Origin of the sequence: Rhizobium sp. NPDC090275 (assembly GCF_044772225.1) — a bacterium.
Lineage (GTDB): Bacteria > Pseudomonadota > Alphaproteobacteria > Rhizobiales > Rhizobiaceae > Rhizobium.
The window spans coordinates 455,357-470,149 of the sequence record NZ_JBIVYL010000001.1; the positions used below are offsets into that span (position 1 = coordinate 455,357).

A 14,793-nucleotide genomic window follows, 5' to 3' on the forward strand; every position below is an offset into this window, starting at 1 on the left:
ATGGTCTTTTCAGGCTAGAAGCGGCTTATAGGCAAATGTATCCGTGAACGGAACCCCATAATTTACGGAATCGACAGGAATCGGAAAGGGCTAGCCGAGGCTCGGCAAAACGAGGGCGCGAATCTCGCCGGGACGGGCCGGATTGCTGATCGCTTCCACCGCTTCGCCAAGCCCGATACGGCGCGAAATCAGCGCTTCGACCTTGATCGTGCCTGATGCGATGAGGTCCGCGGCGCGCCTGTGGGTGAAGGGGTTGATGAAGGAGCCGATCAGCCTGATTTCGCGAAACAGCAGGTCGAAGGGCTCGATCGACACTTTCGCGCCCTGCGGCATGACGCCGAGAATCACGACCGTGCCGCCATGACGGGTAAGGGCAGGGGCCTGCTCGACGGTCTCGGCGACGCCGGCGCATTCGATGACCACATCGGCGCCGCCCGGCAGCAGACCATCCGGTGCGGTGATGTGTTTGATGATGTCGCCATCACCAGGGTCCGCGGTCACAGTGGCGCCGAGGTTCTCGGCCAGCCGCCGCTTGTCGGCGCTGCGGGTGACGAGCATAACGTCGGTGGCGCCGGCAAGGCGCGCGAGTTGCACGACCAGCAGGCCGATGACGCCGCCGCCCAATACGACCACAGACGAGCCGGTCCTGATCCCGGCTAGGTCGACGCCGTGCAGGCAGCAGGCGAGTGGTTCGCAGAAGGCGCCGTGTACGGGATCGAGGTCATCGGGTAGCGCAAACGCCTGTTTTTGCGGGATGATCACATATTCCGCGAAGCCGCCGTCGCGGCTGATGCCGATTGCCTGGAGGTTGCGGCAAAGATTGACGCGGCCGCGCTGGCACCGGTCGCATTGGCCGCAGGAGATGTTCGGGTCGCCGGTGATGCGCATGCCCGCGCGAAAACCGCTGACGGCGGGGCCGATCTCCTCGATGACGCCGGTGAATTCATGGCCGAGCGTGACGGGTGGTCTGGATGGGAATTCGCCGTGAAGCAGGTGCCTGTCAGTACCGCAGATGCCGCAGGCCTCGACGCGGACAAGCAGCTCGCCCGGACCGGGGCTGGGCTTTTCCACCTCACTGAACGAGAGTTTCCCGATTGCTTCCAGCCGCACTGCCTTCATGCCCAGTTCTCCTCCGATATCTCCCTCGTCCAGAAGGGGCGAAAGCAAGGCGCGCGTCAAGCGCCTGTCGCGGCCGCGAAGGGTGCGTGAGCGTGGTTGAAATCGGCTGGAATTTCCCATCCCCCCGGATATATAAGAGATGAGAGAGCAAGCAGTCTCTGCGGGGAGATCATCATGGAATGGAAAGGCCGGCGTCAGTCCGACAATATCGAGGATCGTCGCGGTGATCCTTCCATGGGTGGATTGGGAAGAGGGGGCGGCTTCAGCTTTCCGTCCGGCGGCGGCATGGGCCGGCGCGGTGGCGGGCTCAGCATCGGCACCATCATCTTTCTCGTCGTGCTCTATCTGATCTTCAAGGCCATGGGCATCGACCTCCTGCAGGTGATGGATGGCAGCATGTCGAGTGGGCCGGGCTATGAGCAGAGCCAGTCCAGCAGCAGCCAAACGCCCGCCAACGACGAGATGACCGCCTTCGTGCGCACGGTGCTCGCCGAGACCGAGGATACGTGGCAGGGCATCTTCCAATCGATGGGACGCCAATACGAAGATCCAAAGCTGGTGCTTTTCTCTGGCCAGACGCAGTCGGGCTGCGGCTTTGCATCCGCAGCAACCGGGCCGTTCTACTGCCCGCAGGACCGCAAGGTCTATCTCGACACCGCATTCTTCAACGAGCTTAGCCGCAAGTTCGGTGCATCGGGCGATTTCGCAGAGGCCTATGTCGTCTCGCACGAAGTCGGCCATCACGTGCAGAACCTGCTCGGCATCCTGCCGAAGTTCAACGAGGCGCGCCAGCGTATGAGCGAGGCCGACGCCAACAAGATGTCGGTGCGCGTCGAGCTGCAGGCCGATTGCTTCGCCGGTATCTGGGGCAAGTTCACTCAGCAGAAGGGTATCCTGGAAGCGGGCGATCTTGAGGAGGCGCTGAATGCCGCGCAGCAGATCGGCGACGATACGCTGCAGAAGCGCAGCCAGGGCTATGTGGTGCCTGAAAGTTTCAACCACGGCACCTCGGCGCAGCGCGTGAAATGGTTCAAGCGCGGCTTCGACAGCGGCCAGATGCAGGCCTGCGATACCTTCTCCGGCCCGGTCTGACAGTTGCAGGTCCCGGCTCCGGGACCGCGTCCACCGGCTTTCGTCTTGTGCGCCGCTGTGCGATAGTTCGGCTCAATTTGAGCCGATCGTGCGGGAAAATGCACAATGGATGATCTTCCACTCAGCGACCTCGATGCCTTCACGGCAATCGCCAGGGAGAGAAGCTTTCGCGCGGCGGCGCGCAAGCGAGGTGTCTCGGCGTCGTCGCTCAGCGATTCCCTTAGACGGCTGGAGGAGCGGCTGGGGGTTCGGCTTCTCAACCGGACGACGCGCAGCGTGACGCCGACCGAGGCCGGGCAGCGGCTTCTCGAACGATTGGCGCCGGCGCTGGGCGAGGTCGCTTCCGCGCTCGGGCAGCTCGACAGCTTTCGCGAGGGACCATCGGGCACGCTCAGGCTCAACGTGCCGACGATCGCGGCGCGCTCCTTCCTGTCCGATATCATCAACCGTTTTCTGAAGGCCTATCCGAAGGTGCGGATCGAGGTGATCGGCGAGGACAGCTTCATCGACGTGCTCGGCGCCGGCTATGATGCGGGCATTCGCTATGACGAGCGGCTGGAGCGCGACATGATCGCCGTGCCGATCGGTCCGCGACGGCAGCGCTATGTGACGGCGGCGTCGCCCGATTATCTCAAACGGCGCGGCGTGCCGAAGCACCCGCGCGATCTCATCGACCATGATTGCATCATCCACCGATTCCTGAGCGGGACGAGCGCGACGCCGTGGGAATTCGACCGGGATGGCGAGACGCTGATGATCACGCCGACGGGGCAGGTGTCGGCCAATGCGATCGAGATCGAGGTGGGAGCCGCTGTCGCGGGCCTCGGTGTCATGCGCACCTTCGAGGAGGTGGTGATGCCTGAGGTCGAGGCTGGGCGGTTGCAGCTCATTCTGGAGGAGTGGGTGACCGAATTTTCCGGACCTTTCCTCTATTACGCCAGCCGTCGCCACATGCCGGCGGCGCTGCGCGCCTTCGTCGACTTCATCAAGGCGGAACCACAAAAACAGCGTTAGGTGCGCGCTTTGTTCCGCTTCGCCATCAACGGAAGTCGTGAGCCTATCAAAACAATTGAAATGTTCACGTATTGTTTCGCTGTTTTGCCTGCTGTATGTAGAACGGGCGGCGATGAGATCGTCTTTTCAGAAAACAAACAGCTGTAGAGACCTCGCATGCTCGATCCGAAATTCGTCCGCCGCGGCCTTTTCCTCGTCTTCATGATCCTGTTTCTCGACGTGATCGGGATCGCGATCATCATGCCGGTGCTACCAGTCTATCTTGAGCAGCTGACCGGTGGTTCCGTCAGCGATGCCGCGCTCGATGGCGGCTGGCTGCTCGTCGTCTATGCCGGCATGCAGTTCCTGTTCGCGCCGTTGCTGGGCAATCTGAGTGATCGCTTCGGGCGGCGGCCGGTGCTGCTGCTCTCGGTTTTGACCTTCGCGATCGACAATCTCATCTGCGCGGTCGCGACCAGTTTCTGGATGCTGTTCATCGGGCGCATGCTGGCGGGCTTGAGCGGCGGCAGCTTCGCGACTTGCTCGGCCTATATCGCCGACATCAGCAACGAAGAGAACCGCGCCAAGAATTTTGGTCTCATCGGCATCGCCTTCGGCGTCGGCTTCACCGTCGGCCCCGTCATCGGTGGCTTTCTCGGCGAGTTCGGGCCGCGCGTGCCGTTTTATGGCGCGGCTGCGGTGTCGTTCCTCAATTTCGTCGCGGCTTGCTTCCTGCTGCCCGAGACGCTCGATGCGAAAAACCGCCGCCGTTTCGAATGGAAGCGCGCCAATCCGCTGGGCGCGTTGAAGCAGATGCGAAACTATCCCGGCATCGGCTGGATTGCCGCCGTCATGTTCCTGTTCTGGCTGGCGCATGCGGTCTATCCGGCTGTCTGGTCGTTCGTCACCAGCTACCGCTACAATTGGAGCGAGGGCGAGATCGGGCTTTCGCTCGGCATTTACGGGATCGGTGCCGCCGTCGTCATGGCGCTGGTGCTGCCCCGGATCGTGCCCGTTCTCGGCGAATGGAAGACGGCCGTGGTTGGGCTCTGTTTCTCGGTGGTGGGCCTCACGGGCTATGCATTCGCCTGGGAGGGATGGGTGGTCTATGCGGTCATCGTGCTGACCGTGATGGAGAACATCGCCGATCCGCCGCTTCGCAGTATCGCCGCCGGCAAAGTGCCGCCCTCGGCGCAAGGCGAGTTGCAGGGGGCGCTGACGAGCCTGTCCAGCATCACGACGATCATTGGCCCGCTGATCTTCACGCAGATGTTCGGCTATTTCACCAAGCCGGATGCCCCGGTCACCTTCGCGGGCGCGCCGTTCCTGATGGCGGCGTTCTTCATCCTGATCGCCACGCTGGTGTTTCTTCTCAGGGTGCGTGTCTCCAAGACAGGAAAGGCGCTCGGTCAGGCGGCCGAGTGATCGATCAGAATCGATGATGTGATGATGAATATTTCATCATCTGCATGTTTTTGGGTGTCGTTTCCTTGGGATTTCGGCTAGAGCCTTGGTCATATTGTCGCGCTTTGCGGCCATTTGGATCAATTCACAGGACACTGTCATGGATACGCCGATCGACGCGCGAAAGCTGGCGCCGACAACCGATAACCGTTGGAGCGCGCATATCCGCGCGACGCTGGCGCTCGGCGTTCCGCTGATCGGTGCGCAGCTGGCCCAGCTCGGTATCAACACCACCGACGTGATGATCGTCGGGCGGCTGGGTGCCGAGCATCTGGCGGCCATGGTGCTGGCCGGCCAGTTCCTGTTCACGATCCTCGTCTTCGGCTCCGGTTTCTCGATCGCTGTCATCCCGATGGTGGCGCAGGCCTATGGCCGTGGCGACGTCGTCAGCGTGCGCCGGTCGCTGCGTATGGGCCTGTGGGTGGTCATGGCCTACTGGGTTCTGATGCTGCCGGCCTTCTTCAATTCCGAGCACATCTTGCTTGCGGCCGGGCAGAAGCCCGAGGTGGCGGCGCTGGCGCACAGCTATATCGTCATCGGCCAATTCGCGGTGCTGCCGGGGCTGCTCTACAACGTGCTGCGCTCGCTTGTCAGCGCCATCGGCAAGGCGGCGGTGATCCTCAATGTCACGATTGCCATGCTGGTGCTGAACGCCGTCTTTGCCTATGCGCTGGTGCTCGGCCATTTCGGCCTGCCGGCCATGGGCTTGCGCGGTGCTGCGATCGTCTCGGTGCTGGTGCAGACGGCGGGCTTCTTCTTCATTCTGGCTTACGTCCAGAGCCGGCCGGAGACACGACGCTACGAGATCCTGGTTCGCTTCTGGCGGCCAGACTGGAAGGCCTTCTTCGAGGTCGTGCGTTTGGGGTTGCCGATCAGCGTGACCATCCTTGCCGAAGTCAGCCTGTTCACGATGGCATCACTGTTGATGGGCCGGATCGGCACCATCGAGCTTGCGGCGCACGGCATCGCGCTGCAGTGGGCATCGATCGCCTTCATGATCCCGCTCGGCCTGTCGCAGGCGGCGACCGTCAGGGTCGGCGTCGCGCATGGGCAGGGGGATCGCGTGGCGCTGGTGCGCGCGGCTGTCTCCGTTTCAGTGCTTGCCTGCGTCATCTCGGCGGTCGGCGGGTTGCTGTTTGCGATCATGCCCGGTTTCTTCGCCGGCTGGTTCCTCGATACGCACTCGGCCGAGGCGCCGCAGGTGCTTGCCTATGCCGGGCCGCTGATCGTGATTGCCGGGCTGTTCCAGCTGGTCGATGGCCTGCAGGCGATCGCCAATGGCCTGCTGCGCGGGTTGAAGGACGCGCGCGTGCCGATGATCCTGGCGTTGATCGCCTATTGGCCGATCGGCTTCTTCCTGGCCTGGGCACTGGCGTTTCCGCTAGGGCTTGGCGGCATCGGCATCTGGCTCGGCTTCCTGATCGGATTGTTCACGGCCGCGCTGATGCTCTGCGCGCGGTTCTACATCCTGATGCGGCGCGAGGTTTAAACCTGGCGTCGCTTAACTGCGGGTATTCGGCTGCGGGTTGCCGAGGATCTTCGATCCGCGTTCATGCCAGAGCGATACCAGGGCCCGGCGGGCCGGGGTCTCGATGCATTCGTAGCTGATCCAAGCGATCAGCAGGGCGGCGGCGAGTGCGGCCGGGACGACGATGTAAAGCGGCAGCGTTGATGACAGGGCATTCCCCATCAGGAACATCACTGGCACGTGGAAGAGATAGAGCGAGAAGCTGATCTTGCCGAGAAAGCGCATCGGTGCGGCGGCGAAGACGGCTGCTGACAGCCGATGCTCTTGCGCCACCAATAGAACGGCGAGCGCGCCCGCGAAGGCGGGCGCCAGTCCCCAGGCGTTGTCAGCATTGGGAAACAGGTGGTTCGATATCAGGATGAAGAAGGGTAGCGTCAGCGCCAATATGCCCGTGGTGATGCCATCCAACCGGTCGTTCAGTCGCGTTTGGAGCCGGCCGACAGTGGCGCCGAGAAGGAAGAACGCGAGCTTCGAGACCAGCAGGATGCCGGGACCGGGGAAGCCGTCTAGCGCGTCGAGCGCCAAAAGGCCTGCAAGCAGGACACCGATTGCCTGGTATCGTCTGGTGTCGCTGAAGAAAAGCCAGATCACCGGGAAGAGCAGATAGAACTGGATCTCCGGTGGGACCGACCACAGGACGCCGGTCGAACCCAGCAGCAGGATGTGGCGCAGGATTTCCTTGCCGCCGTGGATCGGGTTGATGAAATCGAAGTCCGGAATGCTCGACAGAACCGCGACGACGAGCACCGCGACCAGATAGACGGGATAGATGCGCGAGAAGCGGCTGACCAGGAAGTCGGCTACGGCCTTGCGGCTTATCGGTCGGTCGCCATAGAGATAGGCCATCAGAAAGCCGCTGAGGGCAAAGAAGATCGCCACCGCCCGGCCGCCGACACCTGTGATCATGTAGGGCGCAAGCGAAGGGAAGATCAGATCGAGGTGCGAGAAGACCACTGCCGCTGCGGCCATGCCGCGCAAGCCGTCGAGACTGGCTATGTGCTTCTTTTCCTGCATCGATGGCACCTTCGGCCGGCGTTGCGCGCGCCTGGGTGCGGATCATGAAATGCCGGCCTTAAATTGCTGTTAACAAATGGCGGCAAGACCGGGCCCAAGGCCTGAACTGAAAAGAGCGGCGCCGTGGTTTTCGGCGCCGCTCTCGTTAATTGATCTCTGTCTATCCGCTTAGCGTTCGGCCAGTGCCGCTTCGCCCTTCTTCTCGCGCACCATGTTGATGAAGCGGCGGAAGAGGTAGTGGCTGTCCTGAGGGCCGGGGGAGGCTTCCGGGTGATGCTGGACGGAGAAGATCTGCTTGCCGGATACACGCAGGCCGCAGTTCGTGCCGTCGAAGAGCGAAACGTGAGTCTCCTCAACACCTTCGGGCAGCGACTTCGTGTCGACCGCGAAGCCGTGGTTCATCGAGACGATCTCGACCTTGCCCGTCGTGTGGTCCTTGACCGGATGGTTGGCGCCGTGATGGCCCTGGTGCATCTTTTCGGTCTTGGCGCCGAGCGCCAGGCCCAGCATCTGGTGGCCGAGGCAGATGCCGAAGAGCGGGATATCCGTCTTGATCAGCGACTGGATGACCGGAACGGCGTACTCGCCGGTTGCTGCCGGGTCGCCCGGGCCGTTCGACAGGAAGATGCCGTCGGGCTGCATGGCGAGCACTTCCTCGGCGCTCGTCGTTGCCGGCATCACGGTGACCTTGCAATCGAGGCCGGCAAACAGGCGCAGGATGTTGCGCTTGACGCCGTAGTCGAGGCAAACGACGTGGTACTTGGCGTCCTCGGCCTTCAGTTCTCCATAGCCTTCGTTCCAGACCCACGGGGTCTGCGACCACTGCGAGGACTGGCCGGAGGAGGCGATCTTGGCGAGGTCGAGGCCTTCGAGGCCGCTCCAGGCCTTGGCTTCTGCCTTCAGCGTGTCGACGTCGAAGACGCCGTTCGGGTCGTGGGCGATGACGGCGTTCGGGGCGCCGTTCTCGCGGATCCAGGCGGTGAGCGCGCGGGTATCGATGCCGCAAAGACCGATGACGCCGCGAGCCTTCAGCCAGGCGTCGAGATGCTTGGCGGCGCGGTAGTTGGACGGGTCGGTCATGTCGGCCTTGAAGATGACGCCAACCGCGCCGTGGCGTGCTGCCGGCGTCAGGTCTTCGATGTCTTCTTCATTGGTGCCGATGTTGCCGATATGCGGGAAGGTGAAGGTGACGATCTGGCCGAGGTAGGAGGGATCGGTCATGATCTCTTCGTAGCCTGTTAGCGCGGTGTTGAAGACTACTTCGGCCTGGACCTTGCCGGTCGCGCCGATGCCCTTGCCTTCGATCACTGTGCCATCCGCCAGAACGAGCAGGGCGGTCGGCTTTTCGGTTGTCCAGGGTGCTGTCGCGGTCATCTTCATCCCGTTTCCGGCCGCCAGACGTCCTTGGGCAACGTTGGCCGGCCATTTTGGTTCGCAAGCGTGTACGCGCGGCAAGGCGCGCGCTCTCAGGCCTGATCACGAATTTTGGTGCAGGTGGCGGTAAATAGCCACGCTATTTCCTGAGGTCAATCTTTCTACCGCAGATTCTAAGGGTTTTCTGCCGCTTTATGTCCCGCGTTTCGCAATTTATTTGATCCCACGCATTCGTCTGGTTTATGAAGCGGCATTCAAACAGGAGTGTTTATGATGTTGCGCGATCAACTCGCCGCCGCCCTCAAGGATGCGATGAAATCCAAGAATGCCGAGCGTCTTTCGACCGTTCGCCTGATCCAGGCCGCGATCAAGGACCGTGATATCGCCAATCGCGGCGCCGGCAAGGAAGAGGCCAGCGACGACGAAATCCTGCAGATCCTGGCCAAGATGGTGAAGCAGCGCGACGAATCGGCGAAGATCTACGACGAGAACGCCCGCCCGGAGCTCGCCGCCAAGGAGCGCGCCGAAATCAAGGTGGTGCAGGACTTCATGCCGAAGCAGCTCTCCGATTCGGATGTGCGCGCCAACATCGCGGCGATCATCGCCGAGACGGGTGCCGCTGGCCCGAAGGACATGGGTAAGGTGATGGCGGTGCTGAAAGAGCGCTATGCCGGCCAGATGGATTTCTCCAAGGCGTCCGGCGCCGTCAAGGAACTCTTGAACTGATCGATCAAGCCAGGCGCGCGGTCTTCGGGACCGCGGGCCCCAGCACGCTTGCGGCCGCCGCGTCGATGACGGCGAATTTCGCGGCCTGATAGCCCCAATATTCCCGCACGAACTTTCTGGACATCCAGGTCTCGCCCTTGAACGAGGCCTCCGACCAGCCGATGCTGCCCATCTCGGCTGCCTGCGACAGCAGTCGCTTCAGATGCGTGTTGGAGATCATGAACTGGTCGCGAATCTCCTTCAGCGACAACCTGCCGATCGCGACGCGTTCCATCGACTTGTCGAACGAGCTTATCCGCGTCATGAGCAGATCCATGACGAGACCGCCGGAGTTCGCCCAGTTGAACAGATTGTAGGTGGCGCCGGGGTCGCGAACCGCGTCGCTGTCGATGATGCCCTTGGCGATCAACGGCTGCATGCGGGCAAAGACCATCGGATCGTTCATCGCCGCCTCGAGGCGATGTCCGCCATCGAGGTTGTCTAGGATCATCAGGTGGGCGGCGAGCCATTTGTGGAAATGTTCCATGGCCGTTTCGGTCGGCTCCAGCAGGCGCGTGCGCTTGTCGGACGGGCTTTCGACAGGGCGCAGGAAGCGATAGGCGAGCATTTCCTGCATGAAGGCGGCCGCCGTGTTGCGGCTAGCGATCTTCTTTTCGATGGCGAATGAAATGAAGCGGCCGGAATAGAGACCACCCTTGGGATCATCGGGGTAGCCGAAATAGAGCGCGAATCCGAGCTGCGCCATCAACCAGCGCTGCTGGGCGGCGAATATCGACGCGATGCGCGGGCTTTCGCGGTAGATCGCGAGCATTTCGCGCGCGAATTCCAGAACCAACGCGAAAAATGCGTCACTCTCTAAAAATTCTTCAACCTTATGTGGCATGCCTGGCAACCATCCGAAGTTGCCGCCTTCATTGGACTTGCGACCAACGACTGTCAATCAATTGCTGGTGGAATCTGCCTGTGATTGGCAGTCTAGATGCAAAATATAAAACGTCAGGTAGAAATTAAAGAAGGCAGGAACTGGGGGCGTTCCTGCCTTCTTGCTCTTTGCTCCGGCTGACGACGCAGGACCTGGGTCCTCATCAGCGGGTATTTGCAAAGGCACCCTTGCAAGGCGGCGCCGGGGGTAGGGATGGTGCCTTGCGAGGGGATCGCTTTGTTGAAACTGACGTTATTGCGATGCGGCATGAGATTCAAATTACAAAAAAATAATAATTGGCGGGAATCGCCGCCTTAAAGCGAACACCAGTTATGGTGTCCGGCTCGCAATCGGATTCGAGTCTCGGCCGTAAGGTATTGTTTTATTTGCGGGGAGCGGGGGCGTAACGTCGCGGTTTGTGTCGGTTTGCCTGCAAACCCGGTGGCGACAGGCCGACGAGCGGACCCGACAGTCACGCTTTGTTGAAAGTTTCAGGTGGCCGCGTTGTCGGGCATCGGTCATCGAAGCAACCTGTGTATAGCGTGGCTATCGGCCAAAGTTCGTGGCATGCGTCCGGGAACTTGCTTATATGGAGGATAGCCAAGAGGTAGAAATGCGCTTTTCAAACTCCTTTCTCGACGAGATACGCGACCGCGTCCTGATTTCGGACGTGATCGGCCGCCGTGTGAGCTGGGACAAGCGCAAGACCAACGTCTCGCGCGCCGATTACTGGGCGTGCTGCCCGTTCCATGGCGAGAAGTCGCCGAGCTTCCACTGCGAGGACCGCAAGGGCCGCTATCATTGCTTCGGCTGCGGCGTCACCGGTGACCATTTCCGCTTCCTCACCGAACTCGAGGGCCTGAGCTTTCCCGAGGCGGTGCAGACGATCGCCGATATGGCCGGCGTCGCGATGCCCGTCGCCGACCCCGCCATGGAGAAGCGCGAGAAGGAGCGGACCACGCTTCTCGACGTGATGGAGATGGCGACGCAGTTCTTCCAGGACCAGCTGCAGACGGCGAACGGCGCACGCGCACGCGCCTATCTGCGCGACCGCGGCCTGACGGGGCGGACGATCGAGACCTTTCGTCTCGGCTTCGCGCCCGATAGCCGCAATGCGCTGAAGGAGCATCTGGCCGGCAAGGGGGCATCCAAGGAGCAGATCGAGGCCTGCGGGCTGGTCGTGCACGGGCCGGAGATCCCGGTATCCTACGATCGCTTCCGCGACCGCATCATGTTCCCGATCCTGTCGTCGCGCGAGAAGGTGATCGCCTTTGGCGGCCGCGCCATGTCGCCGGACGCGCCGGCCAAGTATCTCAATTCCAACGAGACGGAGCTCTTCCACAAGGGCAACGTGCTCTACAATTTCGCCCGCGCGCGGCGCTCGACGCAGGGCGCCAATGGCGAAGGCACGATCATCGCCGTCGAAGGCTATATGGACGTGATCGCGCTCTATCAGGCGGGCGTCGAGAACGCGGTCGCGCCGCTCGGCACGGCGCTCACCGAAAACCAGCTCGAGCTCCTCTGGAAGATGACGCCGCAGCCGGTACTCTGCTTCGACGGCGACGGCGCCGGCATTCGCGCCGCCAATCGCGCGGCCGATCTGGCGCTGCCGCATATCAAGCCCGGCCGCACAGTGCGGTTCGCGCTGCTTCCCGACGGCAAGGATCCCGACGATCTCGTGCGCAACGAGGGGAGGGCGCCGTTCGACAAGGTGATGAGCCAGGCCAAGCCGCTGGCCGAAATGATCTGGGGCCGCGAGTTGAAGACCGGCTCGTTCGAGACGCCGGAGGCGAAGGCCGAGCTTGAGGCGCGGCTGAGGCAGCTGGTGGCCGTCATTGCCGATGAGGATGTTCGCCGGCACTACCAGCAGGACATGCGCGACCGGCTGAACGGCTTTTTCCGGCCGCAATTCCAGAACCGCGACGGCGGCGAGCGGCGCAATTTCGATCGCGGCGGCTTCGAGCGTGGCGGTGGGCAGGGGCGCGGACGCGGAAACGACGGCCCGCGCGGTGCACGCGTTTCCGGCGGCGGTATTTCGGATCGGCTGGCTCGCTCCGGGCTGGTGCGCGGCCACCAGGAGACGCCGGCGCTGCGCGAGAGCGTATTGGCGCTGACCGTCGTCAACCATCCGGCGCTGATGCAGGACGAATATGACGAGATCGCCTCGATCGATTACGACAGCCGCGAGCTGCAGCGGCTCTGGTCGGGCATGCTCGGGGCCGCGGCGGCTGTCGCCGGTCCGCATCTGACGCGCGATTATCTGATCGAGCGGCTGGAAGAGCAGGGCTTCGGCGGGCTGATCCAGACGCTTGAGCAGCAGATCCGCAATGCGCGGCTATGGATCGCCACCGAGCAGGCTGCGATGGAGGATGCGCGCGAGGGTTATCGCCAGGCGCTCGCCTTCCACAAGCGTTCCAAGGCGCTGCGCTGGCAGAAGATCGAGCTGGAAAAAGAGATCGCCGAGGCCACCGAAAGCGGCAATGAAGAGGTGATCGACCAGCTGATGCGGGCGCTGCAGGAGGTTCATTTCGAGGGCCTGCGGCTTGAGAACCAGGAAGCGATCATTGATGGCTTCGGCGTGCTCTCGGGTCGCGTCAAAGGGGCTGCGAGCCATTGATGGACGCGGCGGATACACGGTTTTCGGCGGGTGATGCGCTGTTTGGCGCGGAGCGCACGCCGCTCGGCATTCTCAACCACGTCTACGGCTATCCGGCCTTTCGCGGCAAGCAGCAGGCGGTCGTCGAGCATGTGGTCGATGGCGGCGATGCGCTGGTGTTGTTTCCAACGGGTGCCGGCAAATCGCTCTGCTTCCAAATCCCGGCGCTCTGCCGCGATGGTGTTGGCATCGTCGTCTCGCCGCTGATCGCGCTAATGCGCGACCAGGTGGAGGCGATGAAGCAGCTCGGTATTCGGGCGGCCGCGCTCAACTCGTCGCTGACGCGCGAGGAATATGTCGAGGTGCGCCGGGCGATCTCGTCGGGAAATCTCGACCTGCTTTATGTGACGCCGGAACGCATCCTTATGGATGGGTTCCGCGATATCATCAGCAATGCCCGGATCGCTTTGTTCGCTATTGACGAGGCGCACTGCGTATCCCAATGGGGCCACGACTTCCGGCCGGAATATCGCGAACTCGGCAAGCTCGGCGAGCTTTATCCCGGCGTTCCCCGTATCGCGCTGACGGCGACCGCCGATCCGCATACGCGCGACGATATCGCGGCGCGCCTGGGGCTCAATGGCGCGAAGATCTTCACCACCAGCTTCGACCGGCCGAATATCAGTTACGAGATCGTCGAGCGCGACCAGCCGCGCCAGCAGCTCCTGCGGTTTCTGGCTGGCCACAAGGGCAATAGCGGCATCGTCTATTGCCTGTCGCGCGCCAAGGTCGAGGACACGGCCGAGTGGCTGAACGGCCAGGGCATCCGGGCGCTCGCCTATCACGCCGGCATGGACCGCGCGGTGCGCGACGCCAACCAGGATGCCTTCCTTAAGGAAGAGGATCTCTGCCTTGTCGCCACCGTCGCCTTCGGCATGGGGATCGACAAGCCGAACGTGCGCTATGTCGCGCATCTCGATCTGCCGGGGTCTGTCGAGGCCTACTACCAGGAGACCGGCCGTGCCGGGCGCGACGGGCTGCCCTCCGAGGTGTGGATGGCCTATGGCATGGCCGACGTGATCCAGCGCGGGCGGATGATCGACGAGGGCGGTGCCGCCGACGAGATCAAGCGCGTCGAGCGCTCGAAGCTCAACGCTCTGCTTGCCATCTGCGAAACGGCGTCGTGCCGGCGGCAGGCGATCCTGTCGCATTTCGGCGAAAGCCACGCCGGCAATTGCGGTGGCTGCGATACCTGCCTGAAGCCGGTCGAGACCTGGGATGGCACGGATGCGGCGATCAAGGCGCTGGCGGCGATCTATCGTACAGGCGAACGTTTCGGCACGGGTCATGTGGTCGATGTCCTGATCGGCAATGTCAACGAAAAGACCGAGCGCTTCGGCCACACTGAAATGCCTGTGTTCGGTGCCGGCAAGGATATCGCCGCGCGCACCTGGCAATCCGTGTTCCGCCAGCTTCTGGCGATGGGCCTCGTGCGCGTCGATCACGGGGCTTTCGGCGCACTGAAGCTGGAGGAGGGCGCACGCGCTGTCTTCAAGCGCGAACGCGAGGTGTTCTTCCGCAAGGACCGCCCGGCCTCCGAACGGCGGCCGAAGAGAGCGGCGCAAGCCGAGCGGCGCTCGGTTCTGTCAGGCTCCGACGACGCGCTGTTCGAGGCGCTGCGCGCCGAGCGCACCGCGATCGCCCGCTCGCTCAGCGTCCCACCCTACGTCGTCTTCCCCGACACGACGCTGATCGCCTTCGCCACCGAGCGGCCGCGCACGCACAAGGAACTGCTCGGCATTTCCGGCGTCGGGCAGTCGAAGCTGGAGCGATATGGGGATGCGTTTCTGGAGGTGATTTTGGGGTTTGACGAGTGATCCGGTGACGGATCGGCTTTGGTCTCGCCAAGACAAACGGATGCTGATGTGCTAGTGCGATGGCATCGGGAAGTCTCAAAGAAGGGCC

The 14,793-nt window shown here is 62.7% G+C and carries 11 protein-coding genes; 7 read left to right on the forward strand and 4 right to left on the reverse strand.

From position 1 onward, the window contains the following. Window positions 1–90: 90 nt before the first annotated feature. Window positions 91–1,119 carry a zinc-dependent alcohol dehydrogenase family protein gene (locus tag ACIQUB_RS02195; protein WP_113236385.1) on the reverse strand — a complete coding sequence of 343 codons (1,029 nt, stop codon included), beginning with the start codon at window positions 1,117–1,119 and terminating at the stop codon, window positions 91–93. 174 nt (window positions 1,120–1,293) lie between these two features. Here ACIQUB_RS02195 and ACIQUB_RS02200 point away from each other — a divergent pair, with 174 nt between their 5' ends. The 4 genes from ACIQUB_RS02200 to ACIQUB_RS02215 all read left to right on the forward strand — a co-directional run bounded on the left by ACIQUB_RS02200 (window position 1,294) and on the right by ACIQUB_RS02215 (window position 6,157). After that, complete coding sequence (locus tag ACIQUB_RS02200) at window positions 1,294–2,211, forward strand: neutral zinc metallopeptidase (protein ID WP_113236386.1); 918 nt, start codon at window positions 1,294–1,296, stop codon at window positions 2,209–2,211. A 105-nt stretch (window positions 2,212–2,316) separates the two neighbouring features. Then, window positions 2,317–3,225 carry a LysR family transcriptional regulator gene (locus ACIQUB_RS02205; RefSeq protein ID WP_113236387.1) on the forward strand — a complete coding sequence of 303 codons (909 nt, stop codon included), beginning with the start codon at window positions 2,317–2,319 and terminating at the stop codon, window positions 3,223–3,225. A 156-nt stretch (window positions 3,226–3,381) separates the two neighbouring features. Further along, window positions 3,382–4,629 carry a TCR/Tet family MFS transporter gene (locus ACIQUB_RS02210; RefSeq protein ID WP_113236388.1) on the forward strand — a complete coding sequence of 416 codons (1,248 nt, stop codon included), beginning with the start codon at window positions 3,382–3,384 and terminating at the stop codon, window positions 4,627–4,629. 139 nt (window positions 4,630–4,768) lie between these two features. Continuing rightward, window positions 4,769–6,157: an MATE family efflux transporter gene (locus tag ACIQUB_RS02215; protein ID WP_113236406.1), complete on the forward strand. Its 1,389-nt coding sequence runs from the start codon at window positions 4,769–4,771 to the stop codon at window positions 6,155–6,157. A 12-nt stretch (window positions 6,158–6,169) separates the two neighbouring features. Here the strand turns inward: ACIQUB_RS02215 and ACIQUB_RS02220 are convergent, their stop codons facing one another. After that, on the reverse strand, window positions 6,170–7,210 hold the full coding sequence (locus tag ACIQUB_RS02220; protein ID WP_113236389.1) for an acyltransferase: 1,041 nt from the start codon (window positions 7,208–7,210) through the stop codon (window positions 6,170–6,172). A gap of 168 nt (window positions 7,211–7,378) precedes the next feature. Then, the gene (gene carA / locus ACIQUB_RS02225; protein WP_113236407.1) at window positions 7,379–8,584 is read right to left on the reverse strand and encodes a glutamine-hydrolyzing carbamoyl-phosphate synthase small subunit; all 1,206 of its coding nucleotides are present in this window, start codon (window positions 8,582–8,584) and stop codon (window positions 7,379–7,381) included. Window positions 8,585–8,857: 273 nt separating this feature from the next. Between carA and ACIQUB_RS02230 the strand changes: the two genes are divergently transcribed. After that, window positions 8,858–9,310 carry a GatB/YqeY domain-containing protein gene (locus ACIQUB_RS02230; protein ID WP_026282805.1) on the forward strand — a complete coding sequence of 151 codons (453 nt, stop codon included), beginning with the start codon at window positions 8,858–8,860 and terminating at the stop codon, window positions 9,308–9,310. A 4-nt stretch (window positions 9,311–9,314) separates the two neighbouring features. Here ACIQUB_RS02230 and ACIQUB_RS02235 read toward each other — a convergent pair whose 3' ends face one another. Next, window positions 9,315–10,193 (reverse strand): hypothetical protein, encoded by an 879-nt coding sequence (locus ACIQUB_RS02235; protein WP_113236408.1) that lies wholly within the window; start codon window positions 10,191–10,193, stop codon window positions 9,315–9,317. 652 nt (window positions 10,194–10,845) lie between these two features. On the opposite strand from ACIQUB_RS02235, the gene dnaG reads away from it, so the two are divergent. After that, entirely contained in the window at window positions 10,846–12,849 is a 2,004-nt protein-coding gene (gene dnaG, locus ACIQUB_RS02240; protein ID WP_113236390.1) for a DNA primase, read from the forward strand. Further along, the gene (gene recQ, locus ACIQUB_RS02245; protein ID WP_113236391.1) at window positions 12,849–14,705 is read left to right on the forward strand and encodes a DNA helicase RecQ; all 1,857 of its coding nucleotides are present in this window, start codon (window positions 12,849–12,851) and stop codon (window positions 14,703–14,705) included. Before dnaG ends, recQ begins: the two co-directional genes overlap by 1 nt. Window positions 14,706–14,793 lie beyond the last annotated feature (88 nt).